Annotated in this window: 11 protein-coding genes and 4 tRNA genes; 10 read left to right on the top strand and 5 right to left on the bottom strand. The window is 44.9% G+C overall.

Annotated features, from left to right (window positions below; translation table 11 throughout):
* The 8 genes from K5Q73_RS11920 to K5Q73_RS11885 form a co-directional block, all read left to right on the top strand.
* On the top strand, nt 1-5,418 hold a 5,418-nt coding region (locus tag K5Q73_RS11920), incomplete at its 5' end, for an Ig-like domain-containing protein (RefSeq protein WP_220766147.1).
* A 231-nt stretch (nt 5,419-5,649) separates the two neighbouring features.
* Nucleotides 5,650-11,310, top strand: coding sequence for a tandem-95 repeat protein (locus K5Q73_RS11915; RefSeq protein ID WP_220765294.1), 5,661 nt, complete (start codon nt 5,650-5,652; stop codon nt 11,308-11,310).
* 149 nt (nt 11,311-11,459) lie between these two features.
* Nucleotides 11,460-13,577: a type I secretion system permease/ATPase gene (locus tag K5Q73_RS11910; RefSeq protein WP_220765299.1), complete on the top strand. Its 2,118-nt coding sequence runs from the start codon at nt 11,460-11,462 to the stop codon at nt 13,575-13,577.
* Nucleotides 13,574-14,956 (top strand): HlyD family type I secretion periplasmic adaptor subunit, encoded by a 1,383-nt coding sequence (locus K5Q73_RS11905; RefSeq protein ID WP_220765293.1) that lies wholly within the window; start codon nt 13,574-13,576, stop codon nt 14,954-14,956. The genes K5Q73_RS11910 and K5Q73_RS11905 overlap by 4 nt, the downstream gene beginning before the upstream one ends.
* A 33-nt stretch (nt 14,957-14,989) precedes the next feature.
* On the top strand, nt 14,990-16,405 hold the full coding sequence (locus K5Q73_RS11900) for a TolC family outer membrane protein (RefSeq protein WP_220765292.1): 1,416 nt from the start codon (nt 14,990-14,992) through the stop codon (nt 16,403-16,405).
* Nucleotides 16,402-17,007 (top strand): OmpA family protein, encoded by a 606-nt coding sequence (locus tag K5Q73_RS11895; RefSeq protein ID WP_220765291.1) that lies wholly within the window; start codon nt 16,402-16,404, stop codon nt 17,005-17,007. Before K5Q73_RS11900 ends, K5Q73_RS11895 begins: the two co-directional genes overlap by 4 nt.
* A gap of 18 nt (nt 17,008-17,025) precedes the next feature.
* Nucleotides 17,026-17,733 (top strand): transglutaminase-like cysteine peptidase, encoded by a 708-nt coding sequence (locus tag K5Q73_RS11890; protein WP_220765290.1) that lies wholly within the window; start codon nt 17,026-17,028, stop codon nt 17,731-17,733.
* Nucleotides 17,734-17,740: 7 nt separating this feature from the next.
* On the top strand, nt 17,741-19,660 hold the full coding sequence (locus tag K5Q73_RS11885) for an EAL domain-containing protein (protein WP_220765289.1): 1,920 nt from the start codon (nt 17,741-17,743) through the stop codon (nt 19,658-19,660).
* Between the two features lie 369 nt (nt 19,661-20,029).
* On the opposite strand, the gene K5Q73_RS11880 is transcribed toward K5Q73_RS11885, so the two are convergent.
* The 4 genes from K5Q73_RS11880 to K5Q73_RS11865 all read right to left on the bottom strand — a co-directional run bounded on the left by K5Q73_RS11880 (nt 20,030) and on the right by K5Q73_RS11865 (nt 20,546).
* Nucleotides 20,030-20,106: transfer RNA gene (locus K5Q73_RS11880), tRNA-Pro, on the bottom strand.
* 58 nt (nt 20,107-20,164) lie between these two features.
* A tRNA-Pro gene (locus K5Q73_RS11875) sits at nt 20,165-20,241 on the bottom strand.
* Between the two features lie 115 nt (nt 20,242-20,356).
* Nucleotides 20,357-20,432 (bottom strand) — tRNA-His (locus K5Q73_RS11870).
* 37 nt (nt 20,433-20,469) lie between these two features.
* Nucleotides 20,470-20,546, bottom strand: a tRNA-Arg gene (locus K5Q73_RS11865).
* Nucleotides 20,547-20,771: 225 nt separating this feature from the next.
* Between K5Q73_RS11865 and K5Q73_RS11860 the strand changes: the two genes are divergently transcribed.
* Nucleotides 20,772-23,393 carry a diguanylate cyclase domain-containing protein gene (locus tag K5Q73_RS11860; protein ID WP_220765288.1) on the top strand — a complete coding sequence of 874 codons (2,622 nt, stop codon included), beginning with the start codon at nt 20,772-20,774 and terminating at the stop codon, nt 23,391-23,393.
* A 40-nt stretch (nt 23,394-23,433) separates the two neighbouring features.
* On the opposite strand, the gene rep is transcribed toward K5Q73_RS11860, so the two are convergent.
* Nucleotides 23,434-25,449, bottom strand: a complete 2,016-nt coding sequence (gene rep, locus K5Q73_RS11855) for a DNA helicase Rep (RefSeq protein ID WP_220765287.1) — start codon at nt 25,447-25,449, stop codon at nt 23,434-23,436.
* 239 nt (nt 25,450-25,688) lie between these two features.
* On the opposite strand from rep, the gene K5Q73_RS11850 reads away from it, so the two are divergent.
* Nucleotides 25,689-26,267 (top strand): TetR/AcrR family transcriptional regulator, encoded by a 579-nt coding sequence (locus tag K5Q73_RS11850; protein WP_259650826.1) that lies wholly within the window; start codon nt 25,689-25,691, stop codon nt 26,265-26,267.
* Nucleotides 26,268-26,275 lie beyond the last annotated feature (8 nt).

Genomic DNA, 26,275 nt, shown 5'->3' with positions numbered 1-26,275 from the left:
CTCGTCGACAGCAATAGCATCAATGTCAATGAAGAGACGCAAAACACGTCTTTAGGCCTCAGCGCACCAACCGATGCTGATGGCGATAACCTCACCATTACGGTCACCGGCCTACCGACTCTGGGCACCGTCACCCTCGCTGATGGTACTGCGATCACCAATGGCATGATCTTAACCGCTGGCCAATTAGAAGGCTTGCAGTACGATGCCCCTGCCGACTATGACAGCGGTGATGCCGTGGGTAACTTCACCTACAGCGTCAATGACGGCACTGTCACTGAAAACGGCAGCGTGACGATCACGGTCAACCCTATCAACGATGCTCCAACCATCAGTTCTGCCACCAACACTCGAGTCTCTGAAGAGGGCCTTATAGATGGTATTGCTGACGCTACTGGTAATACAGATACAACAGACTCTGTAACGGCAAGTGGCATTATCAATATCGAAGACGTCGATGGCGATGCATTGACAGCTGCTCTTACTGGCCCATCAGGCATCACATCAGATGGCCAAGCGATTAACTGGTCTTGGAATGTAGATACTGGAACCTTAACAGGCTCTATTGGTGTTGCGGGTACAGATTCATATCAAGAAGTGATGACAGTTAAACTCACAGCTCTTGCCGGGAATGGAACTGGTGAATGGAGCTATGATGTAACACTACTTGCACCAGTTGATCATTTAGACCCGTCATCTGAAGACAATCTGTCTTTAGATTTCGGTATATCTGTTGATGATGGCAATGGTGGTATAACTGATGGTAATTTCAACGTTATCATCGAAGATGACTCTGTATCGTTTTCGACTGTCAATTTAGCAGCAGATAATTCTATCGGTATCTATGACGGCTCCCTTGTCACAAACGGTGCAGATAACAATTACAGTGCCGATCTCACTGACAATATTAGCGGCTGGAATGCTACAACGACATTTGCTGACTCTGGGATCACAGCGGGCGGCTTAATTGTTTTCTATTATGTCGATCCGGCAGACCCAAGTGTGTTGATTGCATACTCAGATACAAGCGCAACGCCATCGGAATATGATGCTAGTAACCAAGAACAAGCAATCATCTTTACCCTTACGGCTAACCCTAATAATGATAGCTACCAACTAGACGTAGCTCAGTCTATCGATAGTACAGAAACCATTGCTGTCGCAAATGTTGATGGTGGCCTCGGCGGAAATACTTACGCAGCCTATATCTCATCAGGCGCGAGCGGCTATGTCATCGATAATGACATTAATGATGTACCTGCTGGTAATGAACTTGCCGTTACCTTAACTGCAAGTGACGCCTCAGGAGCGACTAGTGTCAATGGTAATAGTAACTCTTTTGGTGCTGGTAATGCCTGGGTAGATAGTGGCGAGACTTTCGTTATCGATTACGCCAACGATGTCGCCTCTGCTGCAGTTAATTTTAGTGGCGCTACCACTGTTTATTTCAAAGCTTTTGATGCGGCTGGTAACCTTCTAGGTGAAGGAACTCTGACAAGTGGAGAAACAATCGGAAATATTGGCTCTATCAGCTATATAGAGCTGACAACCATAGATTCAGATACAGGTAACCGCTTCCAATATAACGGGACAACAGCTGAAAATATTGTCAGCTCAACAGAGGATGTACAGCTCGACTTAGCCGTTACTGTCATCGACAGTGACGGAGACAGTAGCAGTGGCAATCTGGTTATCGACTTAAATTCACCAGGTACAACTCCTACAGCTCCAACTGCACTGCAAAGTAGCGTACTTTCTACGCTAAGTGAGACCGATCTTCTCAATAATGGTACTGAGCAAGATCTGCAAACACTAAGCTTTAAAGCTGGTTCAGACTCACTCAATGCTTTCCAGTTTGGCAATACTGATGATATCTCTGTCGATGGGATCAACGCCAATATCTTCTGGAGTCTCAACCCGGCAGGCCAATTAATTGGTACAGTAAATGGGAAAGAGGCTATCAGCCTCACTCTTAATTGGAACAGTATTGCAAGCGGTACAACTGGTGATGTTACTGTCACAGCTGAACTTCTTGAAGACTTCCCGCACAATATCAACCTCGATAGCCTCTCAATCACAGGTATTGAAGTAATAGCGGTCGATGGTTCAGGTAATACGGCCAACTCTAGCGTTAATGTGAATGTTGAAGATCATAACTTTGCACCAGAGTTTTTATCTGGAGCAGATACTGATGCCTCGCAAGTTAACCAAGATGTTTATGCCTTCAATAGTGTCAACAATAACTCAGGGGCTGGAACGAAAGTCGGCACAGTCATTGCTGATGATCTCGATTCAGGAGGGTCTCTTCAATATAGCTTTGAAGATGGTTCTTTGATTAACGGCATCTTTACCATTGACCCAGATACAGGTGAGATTACGCTTAATCAAGCCATTAATAGTAACTCCAGCAGCGACTATACATTTAACGTGTTAGTCACCGATGAAAGTAACCTTAGCGACACTGCGGTAGTTAATATCAATATCAACACTGTCGACGCTGTAGATGACGCTCAAGGTAGTTCATTTAGCGCCAGTGCAAGCTCTAGCGATAACTGGGGAACCGAAAACGGTACCCAAGTAAACCCTCTTTTCACCATTAGCGCGATAAACGCTGATGGGTCTGAAGGAACGGTTAATTACGCTTCTGACAACAACAAGCTTGGTGTTTCAGGAACACCAAGAACTGAAGGTGCGACAGAGGGGCAAATTGAATTCAATGCTGAAACAGGTCAATCTGAAGGCCTCGTCTTTAACTTCAATGGCTTAGTCAATAAAGCTACCTTCAATGTAAGCAACATGTTCCACGAAGAAGAAGGTGGTGAGCAAGGCGTTTGGAAGGCTTATTATCAAGGCCAACTCGTTGCCATGGAAACCTTCAAAACTGAAGGCAGCAATAGCGGTAAGTTCGAAATAGATACCGGCAACTTGGTATTTGATACTTTAGTATTTGAAGCCACTTATACCGTTGGCGAAGAATCACAGGCTGCCCCTAGTGATGACTCATCAGATTATTACCTGACTTCAATTGAAGTGTCAGGACCGGCAATTGCTGGTGATGCTCTGGTTGTTAACGAAGGTGATTCATTAGTTGCGACTACTGCCGCAGATGGTTTATTAGCGAATGATAACGACCTGCAGGGCGATGACTTTGCCATTACAAATGTTCACGGAACTGAGTTTGCTCAATCAACAAGTGTTGATATTACTTTTACCAATGGCGCTAGTGTCACAGTGCACGCTGATGGTCGCTACACCTTTAACACTAACGGTGCGTACGATCATCTCGCCGCAGGTGAGCTCGATACCTTAACATTTGACTACACGATTACCGATGATCACGGCGCAACGGACACCGCCACTGTCACCATTAATATTATCGGTACCAATGATGCCCCTGAAGCTTTTTCTAATAGCTATCAGGTTAATGAAAGTGAAACGGTTACTGGCAACATTATCACAGACGACACTGGCAATGGTGTTGACTCCGATATCGATGGTAGCCCTCTAAGTATTACCCATATCGATGGTTCCGAGCTGACATTTGTTAACGGTACAGCTACCGTAAACGTCGAAGATGGCAGCCTAACCATCAACCAAGACGGAAGTTTTAGCTACACTCATGATGGATCTCAAACTGCACCTGCCAACTTTACCTATACCGTCAGTGACGGCCAAGGTGGCAGTGATACGTCGAGTGTAACCTTCGATGTGGTGCAGACACGTGACTATGGTTTCGTGGGCGGCACAGATGGTGATAACGATCTTCAAGGTAGTGATGATCATGATGTGATTGTCAGTGATACCACTGGCATTCAAATAGTCGACGGTGAAAACTACAATATCGCCTTTATTCTCGATTCATCTGGCAGTATGAATGATTATTTAGATGATGCGACAGCACAGCTCACTCAGGTATTCACGACTCTCCAAGCAAGCGCTACAAGCCAACATGCTGGAACAGTAAACATATTGCTTGTGGATTTTGATTACGATACCAATTTCGCAATCTCTGTTGATTTGACAGACCCTAATGCCTTGCAAACTCTAAAAGATGCATTAGCAAGTATTGATGACAGTGGCTGGACTAATTACGAGGCAGCATTTGAATCGGCCTCTGATTGGTTTGAAAATGGTTCAGCTTCTACAAATGATGGCACTAATCTCACCTACTTCATCACAGATGGAGAGCCAAACTATTATCTGAAAGATACCGCTCTCGAAGAGATCGAAGTGTTAGATGTTCATCAAGATAGCGACATCTATCTTGATCAATTAATCAGCAACTACCAAGCTGGAACACCTCTTATCTCACATGGTGTTGAAATTATTGACGCAAACGGCGTGGTATACCAATGGGATCAAACTGGGAACGGTAATTGGCACAATAAAAAAGAAGTAGGACAACTTGAGCTAAATGGGCAAGGGCAATATATCGTTCGCGTTCCAACAGCTGAAGAGGATTCTGAAGCAGATGTAGCAGCCCAAGCCGCATTCCAGCAATTAAATGCTTTGTCATATGTCGAAGCTATAGGGATCGGAGGCGGAATTTACTTAACAAGATTAAATCCTTACGACTCAAATGCTGAAGCTACAGCAAACATTGATGCCAACTCATTAGCCAGCGTCATCCTTGGCTCAGAACAATTGCTCATCCAAGGCGATGACGAAGTTAACGCAGGTGCCGGTAACGACATCATCTTTGGCGATCTAGTCTCATTTGATGGCATAGATGGCCAAGGCTATAGCGCACTACAAGCTTTTGTTGCACCACAAATCTCTAAAGACATTGCAGATATCACAGTACAAGATGTGCATGAGTTTATCTCTAATAACACTCATCTGTTTGGAGAGAGTAATACTGATGATGGTGCTGATACCCTAACAGGTGAAGCGGGTAACGATATCCTGTTCGGTCAAGGCGGCAATGACACACTAATCGGTGGCCAAGGCGCAGATACCTTAATTGGCGGCTTAGGTGACGATGAACTTACAGGTAATGAGGGAGCTGATACATTTGTATGGGACAGAAACTCTATCGATAGTTCAGATCCTGCTGACCGCAATACCGATCATATCACTGACTTTAACTTAGCCGAAGATAAGCTTGATTTAAGTGATATCTTGCAAGGTGATACGGTTAGTGAACTCGCTCAACATCTAAGCTTTACTGACGAAAGTGGCTCAACTAGTATCCATATTGATACTGATGGGAATGGCAGCTTTGACCAGCATATTGTGTTAGATGGTGTCGATCTATTCGACAAGTTTGGTGATAACGATGCAGACATCATTTCTGGCCTGCTTGGAAATAATGGTGATGGCGCATTAATAGTAAGTGATTCAAACCAAAGTCAGCTTCTCAACACTCCAGTCCAACTTGACAACCCCTTAGAGCAAAAAATTATTGATATGCTCTGATAGTAGATAATTACGTAGTTATAAAGTCATAAAGACCACATTTATTGTGGTCTTTTTTATAACTATGCAAAACAGTAAAACCTTAAATAAATCATAAGTATGTTATGGGCACGTCAAAAGATTGACTCATTTTGAGATATTGTATACGATTCGTTACCCCACGGTAGGCTTAAAAGGATGATTAGCTAAAAAACCGTATAAAAATAATGGATTTTACTAGGAGTCTTGAAAGTGAAGCCGTTAACAACAGCTCTGCCTAAAACAGTATCTGAGATCGATAACTCAACCTCAATATCTAAAGAGAGCTTTAATCACCTCTCGAACCCTAGTGAATTTTCAACTCATGAACGGCCGTTTAATATTGCTGAAAATAGTATTATCGACAGTCCGCTATCAGGTGGTAGCTTTCAAGAAACAACAGTCAATACAGCCGAAGTCACTTCTATTGAAGAAACTGAAACACAAAGTATTGTTGAACAACTTGATGATGTAACGGAGCTGGCGACGACTGGCGGAATAAGTTACCAAAATGAAGGGGGAAGCAACTTTTCATCGCTTGATAGAAGTGCCAGCGAAACTATCGCTGCAGCTACATATGACACCAAAGGCTTTGTTCAAGACGAATCAATAATAAAACCATATGAAGAATCCACTTCAGATATTATTTTTCCCGATACTGAAAAGCCTGCAGAAGATCAATCACCTAGTGTAGAAGTTAATATTCCTGACCAAGTGATATCTGAAGACTTTGACGAGTACACTCTTGATCTGAACGCTGCCTTTAGCGATGTGGAAGACAGTGATAGCGAGCTGACCTATACCGTGAGCGGCAACAGCAACATTCAGATTGTGATTGTTGATGGCATCGCGACCATTACTAGCACTGGCGATTGGCACGGCACTGAAAGCGTGGTTATTACCGCCACCGACAGCGAAGGCAATAGCGTTAGCCAGACTGTTGAGTTTACGGTTAATCCGGTTATCGATATTCAAGATGACGGCGTTGTCAGCATTGCTGAAGACACGGCTACCATTATCGATGTGCAACAAAACGACAGCTTTGAAGGGGCAAACCCGGTTGTTACCATTGATGGTCAGCCCGCTCACGGTACTGTGACAGTTAATGCCGATGGCACTGTTACGTACACCCCAGATGAGAACTACAACGGCGATGACAGCTTCACCTATACCGTTACCTCCGGTGGCGTGTCAGAAACTGCCACCGTTGATGTCACTGTAACCCCAAGCAATGATGACCCGGTGGTTGAAGCCGAAATAGCAGACCAAGTATTACCAGAAGATTTCGACGAATACACGCTTGATCTGAACGCTGCCTTTAGCGATGTGGAAGACAGCGATAGCGAGCTGACCTATATCATGAGCGGCAACAGCAACATTCAGATTGTGATTGTTGATGGCATCGCGACCATTACCAGCACCGGCGATTGGCATGGCAGCGAAAGCGTTATCATTACCGCCACCGACAGCGAAGGCAACAGCGTTAGCCAAACCGTTGAGTTTACGGTTAATCCGGTTATCGATATTCAAGATGACGGTGTAGTCAGCATTGCTGAAGATACGGCTACCGTTATTGATGTACTACAAAACGACAGCTTTGAAGGGGCAAACCCGGTTGTTACCATTGATGGTCAGCCCGCTCACGGTACTGTGACAGTTAATGCCGATGGCACTGTTACGTACACCCCAGATGAGAACTACAACGGCGATGACAGCTTCACCTATACCGTTACCTCCGGTGGCGTGTCAGAAACAGCCACCGTTGATGTCACTGTCACCCCAAGCAATGATGACCCGGTTGTTGAAGCCGAAATAGCAGACCAAGTGTTATCAGAAGATTTCGACGAATACACGCTTGATCTGAACGCTGCCTTTAGCGATGTAGAAGACAGCGATAGCGAGCTGACCTATACCGTGAGCGGCAACAGCAACATTCAGATTGTGATTGTTGATGGCATCGCGACCATTACTAGCACCGGCGATTGGCATGGCAGCGAAAGCGTGGTTATTACCGCCACCGACAGCGAAGGCAACAGCGTTAGCCAAACCGTTGAGTTTACGGTTAATCCGGTTATTGATATTCAAGATGACGGCGTTGTCAGCATTGCTGAAGACACGGCTACCGTTATTGATGTACTACAAAACGACAGCTTTGAAGGGGAAAACCCGGTTGTTACCATTGATGGTCAGCCCACTCACGGTACTGTGACCGTTAATGCCGATGGCACTGTTACGTACACCCCAGATGAGAACTACAACGGCGATGACAGCTTCACCTATACCGTTACCTCCGGTAGCGTGTCAGAAACTGCCACCGTTGAGGTCAATGTCACCCCTGATAATGACGCGCCTGTCGTGGAATCCGATATTGCCGATCAAGTGTTGCCGGAAGATTTCGACGAGTACACGCTTAATTTAAATGCCGCCTTTAGCGATGTCGAAGACAGCGATAGCGAGCTGACTTATTCCGTTAGCGGCAACAGCAATATTCAGATTGTGATTGTTGATGGCATCGCCACCATTACCAGCACTGGCGATTGGCACGGCAGCGAGAGCATCGTCATTACCGCCACCGACAGTGACGGCAACAGCGTTAGCCAAACCGTTGAGTTTACTGTTAATCCGGTTATTGATATTCAAGATGACGGCGTGGTCAGCATTGCTGAAGACACGGCTACCATTATCGATGTGCTACAAAACGACAGCTTTGAAGGGGCAAACCCGGTTGTTACCATTGATGGTCAGCCTGCTCACGGTACTGTCACAGTTAATGCCGACGGCACAGTCACGTACACCCCTGATGATGATTACAACGGCGATGACAGCTTCACCTATACCGTCACCTCTGGTGGCGTGTCAGAAACTGCAACCGTTGAGGTCAACGTCACGCCAACTAATGACGCACCAGATGTGGTTGCTGATTCAGTTATTAATGGCACAGAAGATACCTCGCTCAGCATCAGTTGGGAGCAACTTAATGTGAGTGATATTGACAGTGCCACAAGCTCACTTTCAGTGCAGATCACTAGTGTGCCAAATCCTGCTAACGGTAGCTTACAATACTTTAATGGTACCAGCTGGCAAGCAGTCACTGTAGGGATGCAGCTATCACATGCTCTTTTTGCTGCAGGTTTTGTACAATTTGTACCGGGAAGTAACCAAGCAGATGGCGATGACTCTGCCACCGGTGTGGGTAACTTAGGTGATGCACTCGCGGACTTTACCTTTGTCGCAACCGATGGCAATAAAGTCAGTGAAGAATCAACGGTTACCATCAATATTGATGCCGTTGCAGATGCGCCAGACTTAAGCGCCTCGACAGGTCAAATATTTGAAAGTGATTACCTATTAAGCACGACGATACCCGGCCTTGATATCGAAGTTGGTGACTCAGTATTAGGTAATGAAATTGAAAATATCCTTGCTGATAATCAAGGTACAAGTGCAAACGATCTGATCACTGGCGATCAAGCCACAAGCAACACTATTGATGGCGGTGAAGGTAACGACGTTATTGTTGGCGGTGCAGCTAGCGACACATTATCTGGCGGCCAAGGAAACGATATCTTTTATGCTGGAGCCGGTAACGATGTGATTGACGGTGGCAGCGGTCTAGACACCGTAGTGTATTCAGGTAATTTTGCCGATTACGTCATAACCAGCAAGAACAATGACTCAAACTTACAAATCAACGATAACCGTGGCATTGATACCTCCATTCTTGATGCTTTAAACCCTGACCAAGGAGAAACCCTATCTAACGTTGAGCGACTAGTGTTTGCCGATGGCGTTTACGATGTGGCAGCTGATGGTTCACTTGAGCAAGTAAACTTGTTTGAAGTGCCACTCGATATCAATTTGAGCTTGGTTGATACCGATGGCAGTGAGTCATTATCTGCAGTAACGGTTACCGGAATTCCAGATGGTGTTTATTTAAGTAGCGGCACCTTAAACGCCGATGGCAGCTGGACGGTCAATCCGGCAGATTTAACAGATCTGAACCTAAAAGTCGCTGAAGATTACACAGGCAACTTAGAGTTCTCTATCAATATTAGTGCTGATTCCACTGAAAGCAGTAACGGTGACAGTGCCAATAGCAATATCGATTTAGATGTTTCTCTACGCCAATATTCAGTGAATAACGGCGCCGATGGTGATGATAACCTTTCAGGCTCAGACGGCAATGATGTCATAGTCAGTGACACCTCAGGTATTCAAATTATCCCGGGTGAAAACTATAACATCGCCTTTATTCTCGACTCTTCTGGCAGTATGGGCTCCGCCAACATTGCTACAGCCAAAGAGCAACTGCTAGAGGTTTTCACAACCTTACAAGCCAGCGCTACAGGAACGCACTCGGGTGTTGTCAACGTATTACTGGTCGATTTTGATACTGGTACTCGGGCAAATGTAGCCGTAAACATGGCAGATCCCAATGCGCTCGCTCAATTAGAAGCCGCAATGGCAACCATTAATGACGATGGCTCGACCAACTACGAAGCGCCTTTTGAAACCGTCACCGACTGGTTCCAAAATGGTAGCGCATCCACTAACGATGGCACTAACTTAACCTACTTCATTACTGATGGTGATCCCGGCAGTTACAACACAGATGATGACCTCAATGGTTGGGCCTATTATGGAGCAACTCGTGATGAACAATTTAGTTTTGCAGATATTATTGATGAATACGTCCCTGGCGTAGGTTACAGCTTTAATGGTAATGAAATCATCGACCAATACGGCAATATGTACTATTGGTATGAAAAAGACGGTGCAATGACAAACTACCAAGTAGGCAGCCTGCGAGTCGATGAAAACGGCGACTACTATATGGCTAAAATCGATGGTAGCTTAGGTGAAGCTGAAGCGCTTGCACAAGCTATTGCAGCGTTCAGCATTCTAAATGGTATCTCGCATGTTGAAACTATCGGTATTGGTAATAACGTTAATGAGGGTAACCTCGGTCAACTCGATAGTAACGGCAGACCAATTAATAACGTCGACATTGGCAATCTAGCTAATATTATTTTGGGCTCAGAGCATTCACTTCTGCCGGGTAATGACGGCGTTCAAGCCGGTGATGGTAACGACATCATCTTTGGTGATCTCGTAGCATTCGACGGTATTGAGGGGCAAAGTTTCAATGCGTTACAGCAATATGTCGCACATCAGTTAGGTCAAGCACCCGCAGATACCAGCACTCAAGACGTCCATGACTATATCATCAACAATGCGGCAGAATTTGATCAGTCGGGCGCCAACGATGGACACGACAAACTCAATGGTGAGCAAGGCAACGATATTTTATTCGGCCAAGGCGGCAATGATGAAATAAACGGTGGCGAAGGCAATGATCTGCTATTTGGTGGCGCCGGTAGCGACTTGCTTATTGGTGGCGCGGGGAATGACACCTTGATAGGCGGCCTAGGTGAAGACACATTAACTGGTGGTACGGGCGAAGATACGTTTGCATGGTACAGCAACTCAACCGATCCGAGCGCTGTTGGTGTTACTGACCATATTACTGACTTTAATCTTGATGAAGACAAACTTGATTTAAGTGAAATCTTAATAGCCAATAATGCCAATGAACTCGGCGCATTGATTTCATTCACATTTGAAAACGGCTCTACCAGCATCAACATTAACCTCGATGATGATGCCGATATTGAGCAACATATTGTGTTAGATGGCGTTGATCTATCAGAAAAGTTTGGTAGTAACAGTCTCGATATCATTAACGGATTGCTGGGTGATAATGGGGAGGGTCCATTGATTGTCAGCAGTGATGATGGCGCACAGCTAATAGCGCACCAAGTAGCACCACTATCTGATGATTTAAATATAAATGCTGTAATTAGCCCTATTTAAGCAGTAGTAACTAATTGTTTATGGAAAAATAACCGCCAATGCCTGATAATACTAACAATTGCGCAACACAGCCTTAGGGAAAAGGGTAAAAATTAGTGGCAGCATCCAATAATACTGAGCAATGGACGATCTCAGCCTCTCAAAGAGTGATGGTCGATCCTCTGCTAGATAGCCTAGTATTACTCACTGAGCATTTCGGTAGCCCATGCTCCAGCGACTCGCTGGCGGCAGGCTTGCCTATGCAGGGTCACGTGTTAACACCTGAGCTACTCCCTCAAGCCGCGAGTCGTGCAGGCCTTGCAGCTAAGTTATCTCGTAAGGGATTAAACGAAATATCGCCTATCTTACTGCCTTGTATTTTACTTTTAAAAGATAAAAAAGCCTGCCTACTGCGTGAACTTGATATCGAGCAAGATAAAGCCGTTATCCAGCTCCCAGAAACTGGCGGTGAAGAAACTCTATCTATAGAAGAGCTTGAGGCGCTTTACGTTGGTTACCTATTCTTGGTTAAGCAGGAATACCGAGGTGACATGGGCTTAGATGTCCATCTGCATGAAAGCAAAGCTCATTGGTTGATGCAGACGATAAAAGATTCGGCCCCCATCTACCGAGATGCTCTAATCGCCTCGGTATTAGTGAACTTATTTGCGCTAGTTTCTCCGTTATTTATCATGAATGTGTACGATAAAGTCGTTCCTAATTTGGCATTTGACTCATTATGGGTACTGGCAATTGGTGCAGGTATTGCGTACATCTTCGACTTAATCATGCGCCAACTTCGTAGCTATCTTATCGATGTGGCAGGCAAAAAAGTCGATATCATCGTATCGTCTAAGCTTTTTGCCAAGGCCATCGGCATACCACTCGAAAAACGCTCCCCTAGTGTCGGCGGTATGGCGAAGCAACTCGGTGAATTCGACAGCATTAGAGATATCCTCACCTCAGCAACGATAACGACTTTAGTAGACCTGCCGTTTGCACTCTTTTTCTTAACGATTATCTATCTTGTCGCTGGCGATCTCGCGCTTATACCTTTCTTAGGTAGCATTATTATTATCGGCTATACCTTAATCATGCAGCCAAAACTCAAGGCAGCAATTGATGAAAGCAATAAGTTTTCAGGCCTCAAGCATGGTCATCTTATTGAGTCTCTAGCCTCTATTGAATCAATAAAATCCAGTGGTGCTGAAGGTGTTGTTCAAAAAAGCTGGCAGCAGATGATTGGTCATACGGCTAACTGGCAACTCAAGTGCAAAAAGATAACCACCTCAGTGACCAATGTGGCCACGTTCGTGGTACAAACCTCAGTGATTTTTGTGGTGATCCTCGGGGTCTATCGCGTATCTGAAAATGAGATATCCATGGGTGGCATCATTGCGGCGGTGATTCTTTCTAGTCGCGCGATTTCTCCAATGGCACAACTTGCAGGCTTAATGACACGAGGTAACCAAACTGCCAGTGCTCTGCGTCAGCTTAATGAGCTAATGACTCAAGAAGATGAATTTGAAAACAAAGGCCACCTTGTAAGCAGACAGCGTTTGCTGGGCCAAATATCCGCGCACCATATTGGCTTTAGTTATCCAGGTTCAGAGCGCCCCATACTGCATCCATTATCACTGAATATCGCTCCTGGTGAGCGAGTGGCTATTATTGGCCGCAACGGTTCAGGAAAAAGCACTTTAGCTAAATTACTTGTCGGCCTATTCCAGCCAACCAAGGGCAGCCTAACTTATGATGGCTTAGACTCCGCTCAAATCCATCCTAGCGACCTGAGACGTAACTTTGGCTACTTACCGCAAGATATCACCCTATTTCACGGCACGATTCGCGACAACATTTTGTTTGGCACTCGCCAAGTTACCGAACATCAACTTATCCGCGCGGTGCAGCTATCTGGTGTAAGTTTATTTACCAATTTAGAAGCAGAAGGCCTAGATCAGCAAGTCGGTGAAGGGGGCCGCGAACTATCACGCGGTCAACGACAAACCATCGCCCTCGCCCGTGCGACATTAAATGATCCTCCCGTTCTATTAATGGATGAACCCACAGCCAGTCTCGATGCTAGAGCTGAAAAGCAGTTTATTCACGCCATGCACAATGTCAGTAAAGACAGAACCTTGCTGCTAATCACTCATAAGATGCACCTACTCAATCTTGTCGACCGCATCATAGTTCTCGATCGCGGCCATATCGTAGCCGATGGCCCAAAGGCCGATGTCCTCAAGAAGCTAAATGAAGGCTTATTAGCGGGAGCAGCCAAGCAATGAGTAAGCACTTAACCACACATGATCTAGAGATGGTGGATGACGTTTACGGTGCGATGATGACTGATGCGCCAACCAGCCATAGGCTCATTATCTGGGCACTTTCCGCCTTAGCAGTGACATTTTTAATTTGGGCTTATTTTGCCGAACTGGATCAAGTAACCACTGGTATGGGTAAGGTAATCCCTTCGTCGCAAGTACAAGTTATCCAAAGTTTAGATGGCGGTATTTTGCAAGAAATGTACGTCCAAGAAGGCCTGATTGTAACTAAAGGTCAACCTCTAGTTCGTATCGATGCGACTCGATTTCAGTCTGATTTTGCTCAGCAGGAGCAAGAGGTAAACAGCTTACTTTCGAACGTTATTCGCTTAAAAACCGAGCTAAATAGCATTACTATTTCAGCTATTACTAATGACTGGAAAGAGCAAGTAAAAATTTCTCCACAGCCATTAATCTTCCCCGAATCGCTTGAGCAAAATGAGCCTGAGTTAACTCGTCGCCAACGTGAAGAATATACTGGTCGATTAGATAACTTAAGTAACCAACTCGAGATCCAAGCAAGGCAGATCCAGCAGCGAAACCAAGAGATCCAAGAGTTAGCTTCAAAAATTAGAACCTTAACAACTAGCTTTCAATTGGTCTCAAGAGAACTTGAATTAACTCGACCACTGGCAGAAAAAGGCATTGTCCCGGAAGTTGAATTGCTAAAACTGCAGCGAGTTGTGAATGATATTCAAGGAGAACTCGCCTCGCTTCGCCTCCTTAGGCCAAAAGTAAAATCCACCATGGATGAAGCCATTCTAAAACGCCGTGAATCAGTGTTGATTTATGCTGCAGACAGCCGCGCTCAGCTTAACGAAATGCAGACTAAGTTATCGCGCATGACCGAAGCTCAAGTCGGCGCTCAAGATAAAGTCAGCAAAGCTGAAATTACATCTCCAGTAAACGGTACGGTAAAAACCATCCATATCAATACACTAGGTGGTGTAGTCCAGCCTGGTGTCGACATTATTGAAATCGTCCCCTCAGAAGACAAACTATTAATTGAAACGAAGATTATTCCTAAAGATATCGCATTCTTGCATCCCGGTTTACCTGCGGTAGTGAAGGTCACTGCTTATGACTTTACTCGCTACGGTGGCTTGAATGGCGTGGTAGAGCATATTAGTGCCGATACCACGCAAGATGAAGAGGGTAATAGCTTCTATATCGTAAAAGTTAGAACTGAATTTTCTAGTTTAACAAAAGACGATGGTACACAAATGCCCATCATTCCTGGAATGCTCACCTCAGTGGATGTAATTACAGGGCAAAGATCAGTTTTAGAGTACATACTTAATCCAATATTACGAGCTAAAGATACGGCGCTCAGAGAGCGCTAGGCTCGAGATAAAAACAACCAGGAGGGGTTTAACATGGATAGCAGCACATTACGGCAGCTAAAACGCAGTGCATTAGCACTTGCTGTCAGCGCGCTGATAATACCTGCCTCAGCTTCTAGTCAAACACTAGAGCAGGCGGTAGCACACACACTGGACACGAACCCAGAGATACGAATTGCATTTAACCGCTTTAAAGCTCGTGAAGAGCAAGTCAGTCAAGCGGTCGCAGGCTACATGCCGACAGTTGATATTAGTGCGGGTTATGGTTGGGAGCAGACTAACAGTCCGTCGACTCGTCGTCGCGCAGGTCAAGGTGATGTCGATGATGATGGTGTGATAGAACTCGAACGTGGTGAAGCTGGCTTTAGTATCAAGCAGATGCTTTTCGATGGCTTCTACACCAGTAGCGAAGTCGATAGATACAGCTTCGAAGCCAGCGCTGAACAGTGGGCGCTATTTGCCGCCGCCGAAGATATGGCACTCGATGTCGCAAAAGTTTACATCAACTATATACGCAGTGAGCAAGTGCTCACCTTGGCAGAGAAGAATCTTCAAAGCCATAAAGATATCTATGAGCAAATTAAGCAGCGTACCGATTCAGGCTTAGGCTCTACAGCCGACCTTTCACAAATTACCGGTCGTTTAGCACGTGCTAACGCCAATGTAATCTCTGCACGCAATAACTTCTACGATGCAAAATCTCAGTTTGTTCGCGTCGTTGAACAGCAACCTGAAGATATGATAGTACCAGTGCCTGATGCAGATATGCTACCAGCAGATCTCAGCACTAGTGTCATGATGGCCCAAGATAATCATCCGATTCTTAAGTCCGCGGCAAGCGATATCTACGCAGCAGAGAATGAGAAGGACTCGGCCCAGTCAAATTATTATCCAAAGGTTACCTTAGAGCTAGATGGTAACTGGAATAATAACCTTGATGGCGAAGATGGCTACTCTCTGTTAGCGAGTAACAATGTTGGTGGCCATAACAATGATCTCGTTGCTATGGTGCGCTTAAAGTACAACCTATTTGCCGGTGGTCGCGATCTTGCCCGTGAAAAAGAAGCCGCATATAAAGTTGGCGAAGCTAAAGAGATCCGTCAACGTGCTCACCGACAAGTTGTTGAAGGCGTTAATCTAGCCTGGAATGCCTACGAGCTTCTCACGCCGCAAAAAATGTATATTCGCGATCATGTTATTGCCGCAAAAGACACCCAAGTTGCCTATAGCCAACAGTTCAACTTAGGCCAACGTACCTTGCTGGATTTACTCGATACTGAAAACGAGTTATTTGAGGCTCGAAAGGATTACTTAGAATCTGAATATGATGAAATTATCGCTCAATATCGTGTACTAAACGCTACAGGGCAACTACTCGACTCGCTGCGAGTCACTAGACCCGATGTTTGGGCAGGGGAAAGAGATTACGAAGGAGGAGTCCCACAATGAAGATCATGATAGCTATATTAAGTCTCGCGATTCTAGGTGGCTGTTCTATGCGTGACATTGCCACCATGGACGAACCCACGGTACAGGTAAATGACCTTAACGATATCGATCATGATGGTGTGATTGTTGCCAGAGAGCGCTGCACAGAAACGGCATTAGGTGCAACGATTGATAACTATGGCTGCGGAAAGATAAAACCGATTAATGAGCGTCAGGAGCTTAAAGTTCTATTTGCCAATGACTCTTACTATATCGATCCTCAGTACTATCCACAGGTAGAAGTTATTGCAACGTTTATGCGCGACTTCCCGAATACCCAAGCGGTTATTGAAGGACATTGTAGTAAGACGGGTAGTCATGAGCATAACCAGACTCTATCGCAAAACCGTGCCAATGCCGTCAGCTCGCTACTTGCTGAGCGCTTTGGTATTGATTCAGGTAGACTCAGTGCAGTAGGTTATAGCTTCGACCGTCCTATTGATCCCACTCATACCGCTGCAGCACATAAAGTTAACCGCCGAGTCATTGCCGAGCTAACAGGTGATGACACAACAGCTGATATGAAGTGGCACATCTACACGGTAGACGAAGAAGTCAAATAGGAGTCGTTCAGGAGCATCATGGTTGGCAGGCTTTATCAATTAAAAAAATTAAGAAAAGTCTGCCAATTAAAATTGACGGTGTTAGCTCTGTCCGTCTCTAGCCTTTATGCTGGGCCGGTTCAAGAATTAGACGCCACACACATTACCCGAACGATTGAGTCGCAATATGGCGAACGGGCGGGAAAGAGAATTAGAGCCTGGTTTAAGATTTTAGATGAAGCTAAAGGTTTGCAAGATAGCGATAAAATATTGATGGTGAATAACTTTTTTAACCTGTTTCATTTTGTCGACGATATAAAACTTTGGGGAAACAAGAATTACTGGGCAACGCCCATGGAGTTTATTGGGGTCAGTGGGGGTGACTGTGAGGATTTCTCAATCGCCAAATACTTTACCCTACTTCAGCTCGGTGTGTCTGAAGATAAATTACGCATAACTATGGTTAAAGCAACCAGCGTAAATCAATATCACATGGTACTCGCCTACTATGAGACACCCTCTTCTATCCCTCTCGTTTTAGATAATCTTGATAAACAAATTAAGCCTGCAACCCAAAGAAAAGATCTGTTGCCTGTCTACAGCTTTAATGGTCGACAGCTATGGCTAAACAAAGAAAAAGGACGAGGTGTTCTAGCGGGTTCTTCATCAAAACTTGCTAAATGGAATGACCTGAAACATCGCTTGGGTGTTGAGCGCCTTAACCAGCCCAAGATAAAACTGGAGTAGTTAGAAGATGACACTGTTTCGACAGATATACACACTACTGTTTGTATTGTTCTTATTGGTCGTTGCGAGCTTAGGTTATGTACAGTTTACCGAAACTCAAAGCTTCCTAACTAAGCAAATGGAATCCGATCTCAACAATACCAGTCATTCACTCGGTATTATGTTGGTACCCGATTTAGAAGCGGGCGATATTGTCGGTGCAGAAACCCTTATCAATGTGATTTTTGAGGGGGGCTACTACCAACAGGTAAAACTCACTTGGTTGGTCGATGGCAAGCAACAGGTATGGGAAAACCCAATGAAAATTGAGGGGGTTCCCCAGTGGTTTATCGACTTAGATCTATTCAAAACCATTAAGCGTGAGAGCACTATCACCTCTGGCTGGATCCAACTCGCTCGCCTTGAGATCACTGCTCATCCAGGTTTCGGTTATCACGAACTCTGGCGTACCATGACCAATGCCATAATCGTCTTTTCAATCCTATTTCTGATTGCCATTATTTTCGCCCGCGTCGGCTTAACTTGGATTTTAAGGCCTCTGCACGAGATCGCAGAGCATGCCAAAGAGATCGCAAATCGCAAGTTTGGACCCGACATGACAGTGCCCAAGACTGTCGAGTTAAAATCTGTGGTACAGGCTTTTAACAGCATGTCTGATCAACTCAAGCAGATCTTTAATTCGCTCGATGAAGAAGTTGGCGAGTTGAGAAAGAAAAACTTAGTCGATCAGGTGTCTGGGCTCCCCAACCGCCAGTACATGATGGGGCGGTTAAACAGTTGGCTGAGTGAACCTAAAAGTGGTGCACTCATGATGGCAAAGTTTGACTGGTTAGAAGAAGTACACAGCAAGTACGGTTACCAAGTCCGCGATGAAACCATCAAATTGCTAGCGGATAAAATGAAGCAACATTTAGACGGTGTAACCACCTCGGTCATTGCGCGCATTGCCGCATATGAGTTTGCCTTCTTAATCACTAGCGCCGAACATGAACAAACCAGTAAATACCTACAAACGCTGATCCGCACTATTAACCAAGAGATATCTAAGGCTGGCTGCAAACCAAATGAGCACTTTGCCATTGGCATTGCCGAACGAATAGGCCAAATGACCGTTACTGATATCTTAGCCCAAGCCGATAATGCCCAGCAAAAGTCCCTACAAGAGAATAAAGTTTTCCATTGGTTTGAGACCAGTGAAAAGCAGCTATTCACTCGAGAGCAGTGGCGCGATCATCTAAGTCATGCAATTACCGACGGTCAATTTAAGTTTAAGTGGCAACCCATTTTACTTAATCAAACTGATTCGGTTTTACAACGAGAGCTATATTGCCAATTAGAGATCGACGGCAAGATGGTACATGCGGGACAGTTTATGCCTTATGTCGAACTCCTCTCTTTAGGCAGCCTACTCGATAAATGCCTAATTAAGACGATTCATAGTAAGAAGTTATTGGAGAGAAATTTCGAACCCGTCGCCATTAATTTAACCTTCCAGAGTATCGGCGATATTGAGTTCCACCAATGGCTCGATAAGTTCTTACGGTCTTCAACGCTACGAGAGCGGATCTGTTTTGATATTCCTGAAGCCGCTGTTTACAGTAACCCGGATGCTTGTCAGGCAATTTGTGCCATCATTCGAGATAACGGTGCCCACTTTGGTATTGACCACTTTGGCCGCCAGTTTGGCTCAATGGCATACTTACAGAACATACGCCCGAGCTACGTGAAGCTAGATCAGTCTTTTGCTTATTACGATGAAGATACTCACAGCAGTGAACTATGCCGAGCGTTAATTAATGTCGCCAAAGGGTTAGATATTGAAGTGATAGCGACAGGTATAGAGGAAGAAGCACAGCTTAAACGTTTCATTCCCTTGAAGACCAATGCATATATGGGCTTTATCTCACCGCCTACCGCAGTCGAATAGAATCGATAGTTAAAGATGTATTGAATAAAAATGAAATAGTTAAAGGTCTCTCAGGAGACCTTTTTTATTTTTAGGATAGGAAAAGCAACAGCGGGAAAGAGAGGCTCTAGGTTCTGCCTTTCCATCAGTGAGCTTGCGAACGTTCCGTTATCCGTAAAGCGCAGCGTTCGTCTTAGCTTTAAGGTTTCCTAGAACCTAGTACCTTTCTCAGCTTTTCCTAGGACCTTTTAAAAAACAAAAAAGCCCTTCGATTACTCGAAGGGCTTCATGTAAAAATGGTCGCATGAACGAAAGAGTGAGGATTCGAACTTTTTATCAAGTTATAAAACGAAAAAAGCCTCTTGATTTCTCAAGAGGCTTTTCGAAAGGTGGTCGGTGATAGAGGATTCGAACCTCTGACCCTCTGGTCCCAAACCAGATGCGCTACCGGGCTGCGCTAATCACCGAAAATCTTTTATCTTACTTAACTTGCTAAATATCGAGTAAACTCGCTATCTATATATATGGTCGGTGATAGAGGATTCGAACCTCTGACCCTCTGGTCCCAAACCAGATGCGCTACCGGGCTGCGCTAATCACCGAGTTTTAGATGTTTAAAGAGGGTCACCCTCTGCTCCGCTTCTTATCACAATCCTGATACACTGCCAAGTTGCGCTAATCACCGAGTCTTTTACAACATTTAAAGCTTTAGGAAAATGGGGTGACTGATGGGGTTCGAACCCACGACAACCGGAATCACAATCCGGGACTCTACCAACTGAGCTACAATCACCACTGATATTTCCTACTAACAACGCTTCGTTTCATTCTGGTGCACCCAGAAGGATTCGAACCCTCGGCCTCACCCTCCGGAGGGGTGCGCTCTATCCAGCTGAGCTATGGGTGCCTTGCCTTGTTAGCGGGGCATATAGTAGGTTCAAAACGCCCTGCCGTCTACACTTGTTTTGCTTTTTTTATGGTTTTTACGTTCGTTCGCTCAAGATTTGAGTGATCTGTACACTTTTATACCCGAAAGCGTCAAAATAATGACTTGGATATGAGCCTATTTCATGTTTCAATAGGTATCAGCTCAAATCATAACCAAATTTAAAGTGGCGATTGGCGGAACAACATGTTTAGGGAACAAACATCTCAGTCAAAAATGACATTGAGGTTGAATAAAAGGATTACTCGCTTAAAAAAGCTGGCGCAAAAATACAAGCACGCAGAGATAACTCAAAATGCGCTATTAGAGATCTCTAACTTTGCAGCACAAGTGACCACGCCCGAAGAATTCTATTCATCTCTGCATAGTTCGATCAAAAGGCTTATCCCTGCTGATAACTTTTTCATCGCGACACTCAACTCGGCGACAGGCAAGATTGAGGTCCCCTTCTTTCAAGATGAGAAAGATGCACACCCTAAAGAATTCTACCCCGATGAAGATCTATCAGACACCTTATACAGTGGCCTAACCGGTTACGTTCTTAAAACAGATCAAACATTGATCTGTGATGACGAAACCTATCAACAACTTGTCGAATCAAAAGCCATAACCCCAAGAGGCAGTCATTTTCGTCAATGGGTGGGCACTCCTATTAGGAGCGTCAATAGCACCATAGGTGTATTGGTCTTTCAAAGCTACAGCCGAGACGTTCTCTATGACGAAATAGAGATTGAGCTAATGAACTTCATTAGTCACCATATTTCCGGAGTGATCCAGAGGCTGCAAAACCAAGAGCAGTTAGAGCAAGCAATCAGTGCTCGTACCAAAGAGTTGAGCATCGCGTATAACAAGCTTAAGCAAGAAGTCTATGAAAGACGCCGCGCTGAGCGCCTTCAACAATCACTGTTTGAGATTGCCGACTTAGCCAACTCAAATATCGATACCCAAGAATTCTATAGCGAGATCCATCGGGTGATTAGTCATCTATTGCCGGTCAATAACTGCTTTATCTCGCAACTTAACGAACAAAGAGATGCGCTCACCTTCCCTTATTTCGTATCGCAGTTCGATCTTCCTTTGCCAAAACCTCGGCCACTAAGTGATGGTTTAACCGAGTACATCCTATTACATAGTAAGCCCAGGTTGCTCAATCGAGATGATATTAATGAACTCATCGAATCCGGTGTACTTTACTGCGAAGCACCAGAACTCAATGAAACCCAAGAGATAAACCAATGGATTGGTGTGCCGTTATTTATTCATGGTCAAGTCTGCGGTGCATTAACGGTCTACAGTTATAGCTTTAGCCAAAACTATCAAGAGAAAGACTTAGAGTTACTTACTTTTGTCTCTCACCACATTGCGACTGCGATTGAGAAAAAATTATCTGCCGAGTCACTTAAGCAGAGCTACGAGCAATTAGAAGACAAGGTGAATAAGCGCACTAAGGCGCTAGAAAGTGTTAATCAAGATCTTGAAAAAGAAATTAATCAACGTAAGCGTATTGAACGTCAGTTAGTGCACGATGCTAAACACGACAACTTAACAGGTCTTCCCAATCGCTCTATGTTTATGGAGCGCTTAACTCAAGCAATAAAGCACGTCCGCAGACATAGTCTTGACCGATTTGCCGTACTCTTTATTGATATGGACAGATTTAAGTTGCTCAACGATACCCTAGGCCACCTAGAAGGTGACCGCTTCTTAATTGAAACCGCAAAACGCCTGCAACAGTGTATTAGAAGTAATGACATGCTCGCCCGCCTAGGTGGCGACGAATTTGTCATTCTCCTCGATAGCATTAATGGCCAGCAAGATGCTGAAGATGTAGCGGATAGAGTACTGACAGAGCTATCTAGACCTTATGAGCTTGCCAACCAGCAATTTAATTCCAGTGCCAGCATTGGCCTTGCGATGAGTGGTCAAAGCCATTCAGATACTAGTGAGTCGATACTGCGAGATGCCGACACGGCAATGTACCAAGCCAAATCACAAGGCAAAGGCTGCTACGTGATTTTTAATCATGGGGTGAACCAACAACAGATTAAAGATATCAAGCTAGAAAATGAACTTAAAAAAGCACTACTCAATACAGAGCTACAACTAAGTTATCTACCAATCATGACATTAGGCTCTGAAAAAACTCTGGCATTCGAGCCGAGACTATTCTGGCATCACCCAACTTTAGGCAAACTCAAGCAAGCGCAACTCAGCAATATAGCTGAGCATTGCAACATGGTGATAGAGCTCGACAATTACTTATTAGATCTCGTCAATCAGAGCTATCAACATATGCAGCAGGAGTATGGCTGTCAATTTCAATTGCATATGTCTATTTCGAGCCAGCATTTAAATCATAAGTATGCGCTAAGAGCCCTAAAGAACAGAATTAAGCAGTGCCAATTCAATATCAACGAATTGACGCTATTTTTTAATGAGAAGGCTTTTGTGCAAAACACTAATAATCACATTAGCGCCTTTGATAGCCTCAACAAACTTGATGTCAAACTTGGGATTGAAGCCTATGGTAGTGCCCACAGCGCTATCAGTAGTCTGACCTTCCTCCCAATCCAAGCATTAAAACTCGATTCTAGCTATGCAGCTCACCTAGAGAGTAAGCAACATGTTAAGTTGGTAAGAGCCTACTTTAATGCAGCTCAAGCTCTAGAATTGGAGGTCTTCGCCGTAGGGATCTGCAACCACAAGCAGTGCACTATATTGCAGGAGTTAGGATTTACTAAAGGCCAAGGCAGCCTATTAGGTGATGTGATTGAGCTAGAGGCAAAAAAAAACAGGGTATGTGCCTAATTTAAGCCAATACCCTGCTTTAAGTTCGACTAATATCAAACTACTTATTCTTGAACATATCTCTTAGGTTCGCGATATTTGAACGCCCTGACTGCTGCATCTGCTCCGCACTTTGCACAGGCTTACGGTTTTCCCAGATAAGATCATCTTGGGGAAGCTCCATCAAGAATCGACTCGGTTCGCAACGAATGGTTTCACCAAATTGACGACGCTCGCGGCAAATAACAAACCACAATTCTCTTTGCGCGCGGGTGATCCCCACATATGCCAGACGACGCTCTTCATCAACGTTATCTTCATCAATACTGCTTTGGTGCGGCAAAATACGTTCTTCTGCGCCCACCATAAACACATATGGGAACTCCAAACCTTTAGAGGCGTGCAAGGTCATAAGCTGAACCTGATCGCCGCCCTCATCTTCATTATTACGCTCCATCATGTCGCGTAATGTCAGACGGGTAACGACCTCCGGCAATGTCATGCCTTCATCTAAATCGTCACCTTGTAGCATTTCAGTTACCCAGCGATACAGCTCAGAAATGTTCTTCATGCGCATTTCAGCCGCTTTTGCGCTAGTACTGGTCTCGTACAGGTAGTCTTCGTAGTTAATGTTACGAATTAATTGCTTTACCGCATCAACAGGGTCGCCACGTTCTGCGCAATCACCCATCTCAACCACAAAGCGGCCAAACTTATACAGGCTCGCCATCGCAGCCGGTGGCAATTCATGGTTTAAATCCGCTTCAAAAATAGCGGCAAACATAGAGATCTGCTTCTGATTAGCAAAGTTACCTAGACGCTCAAGCGTTGCCGGGCCAATCCCTCGCTTAGGTAAGTTAACGATGCGCAAGAAGGCGTTATCATCATCAGGGTTAACCACTAAACGCAGGTAAGCCATGATGTCTTTGATCTCGGCACGACCAAAGAAAGAGGTGCCGCCGCTCAATTTATAAGGAATACGGTTCGTCATCAAAGCTCGCTCGAGTAAGCGTGACTGATGGTTACCACGATACAAAATCGCGTAATCCCCATACGAGGTCTTACCCACGAACTTGTGGCGGATCATCTCGGCGACGACTCGCTCCGCTTCTTGCTCTTCGTTTGCAGCTATCAGTACCCTGATAGGTTCCCCGTAAGCCAACTCACTAAACAGAGCCTTTTCATATACGTGCGGATTATTGGCGATAAGAATGTTAGCCGCACGCAAGATCCGCTGGCTAGAGCGATAGTTTTGCTCCAGCTTAATCAGTTTCAACCTAGGAAAATCTTTACCCAAGAGCACCAAGTTTTGTGGCTTAGCGCCACGCCATGAATAGATAGACTGATCGTCATCACCTACCACAGTAAAGCGAGCGCGTTCGCCCACCAGCAACTTCACCATCTCATATTGGCTAGTGTTGGTGTCTTGATACTCATCCACCAGCATATATTGAATGCGAGTCTGCCAGCGGGTTCTTACCTCTTCATTCTGTCTCAGCAATAGGGTCGGCAATAGAATCAAGTCATCGAAGTCGAGCGCATTGTAGGCCTTCATATGCTGAGCATAGCGCTGATACAAGAGCGCAAAAAGTTGCTGCTGTTCATCTTTAGCAATCTTACGCGCTTGCTCAGGAATAACTAAGTCACCCTTCCAGTTTGAAATGGTGGTCGCTAGCAGTCTCAGCAGATCTTTATCTTCGTCTAACTCATCTTGAGTCAGTTCCTTTAATAGCGCTAACGTATCTTGATCATCAAACAGTGAAAAGCCAGCCTTTAAGCCAACCACCTTATGCTCGCGTTTAATAATCTCTAAGCCTAAGGTATGGAACGTAGAGATCCATAACCCTCGCGCGTCTTTGCGCCCCATAGACTGCGACACACGCTCTTTCATCTCGCGCGCCGCTTTATTGGTAAAAGTTACCGCAGCAATATTGCGTGCTTTATAGCCACACTTTTCTACCAGATAGGCGATCTTGTTAATGATCACTCTGGTCTTGCCACTGCCAGCGCCAGCAAGTACTAAGCAAGGACCACTCACATAGTGTACGGCATCATTTTGTCCGGGATTGAGCTTCATGGATACGTTATAACCAAGGTATTAAGGAAGGCATTAAAAAAGGAATGATAGCAGAAAGGCCCCAGCAAGCGGAAAAGTTATCGACAATATCTCCTCCTTGCCAATTACCGACTATATTTATCAATAACTAACTCATTAGCTTTTTGTAAAGCGCTGAAATTTTAGCACATCGCTATTGCTAATAATTTAGCCGAACATTAAACTAATGAATGAACGTTCATTCATTTTATGATGTTATTATGCACAGCAAATACGATTTAATTCTTCGCGCCGCTGAAAAAATTATTGCAACTGGCGGAATACAGGGCTTGTCTATGCAACAAGTTGCAACCGAGGCAGGTGTCGCCGCAGGTACCATTTATCGCTATTTCAAAGATAAGGATCAGCTCATCCTAGAGCTTAGAAAAGATGTGCTATCTCAAGTTGCTGGCGCCATTTTGGCCGATCATGACATCGGCACCTTAGAGCAGAGATTTAAACGGATCTGGATGAAAATGCATCACTACGGTAAACAGCGAACTCCAACCAATTTAAGCTATGAGCAATACGCGAACCTGCCAGAAAGTAATACCGATGAAATCCGCCAGTTAGAAATGGGGTTATTCGCACCATTACAACAACTCTTCGAAGAGGGCGTTAAACAAGGTTTGATCCAACCTTTAAACCCTAGATTCCTATACGCCATCGCGATGGAGCCCTCAATGGCACTCGCGCGATCGATTAGGCGCGGCCTAATTGAATACGATGAAAAAGATATCACACTTGCCTGCGACCTTTGCTGGCAAGCCATTCTAATCCCAACTACACCGACAAACTAAAGGAGTTA

It is taken from the genome of Shewanella sp. MBTL60-112-B2 (genome assembly GCF_019655055.1).
Lineage (GTDB): Bacteria > Pseudomonadota > Gammaproteobacteria > Enterobacterales > Shewanellaceae > Shewanella.
This window is presented reverse-complemented; position numbering and strand designations above follow the sequence as displayed.

What these genes read in the sequence shown, in the direction of transcription:
- K5Q73_RS11910 (WP_220765299.1), top strand. Translation starts at nt 11,460, where the DNA reads ATGGTCGATCCTCTGCTAGATAGCCTAGTATTACTCACTGAGCATTTC.
- K5Q73_RS11905 (WP_220765293.1), top strand. Translation starts at nt 13,574, where the DNA reads ATGAGTAAGCACTTAACCACACATGATCTAGAGATGGTGGATGACGTT.
- K5Q73_RS11900 (WP_220765292.1), top strand. Translation starts at nt 14,990, where the DNA reads ATGGATAGCAGCACATTACGGCAGCTAAAACGCAGTGCATTAGCACTT.
- K5Q73_RS11895 (WP_220765291.1), top strand. Translation starts at nt 16,402, where the DNA reads ATGAAGATCATGATAGCTATATTAAGTCTCGCGATTCTAGGTGGCTGT.
- K5Q73_RS11890 (WP_220765290.1), top strand. Translation starts at nt 17,026, where the DNA reads ATGGTTGGCAGGCTTTATCAATTAAAAAAATTAAGAAAAGTCTGCCAA.
- K5Q73_RS11885 (WP_220765289.1), top strand. Translation starts at nt 17,741, where the DNA reads ATGACACTGTTTCGACAGATATACACACTACTGTTTGTATTGTTCTTA.
- K5Q73_RS11860 (WP_220765288.1), top strand. Translation starts at nt 20,772, where the DNA reads ATGTTTAGGGAACAAACATCTCAGTCAAAAATGACATTGAGGTTGAAT.
- rep (WP_220765287.1), bottom strand. Translation starts at nt 25,449, where the DNA reads ATGAAGCTCAATCCCGGACAAAATGATGCCGTACACTATGTGAGTGGT.
- K5Q73_RS11850 (WP_259650826.1), top strand. Translation starts at nt 25,689, where the DNA reads ATGCACAGCAAATACGATTTAATTCTTCGCGCCGCTGAAAAAATTATT.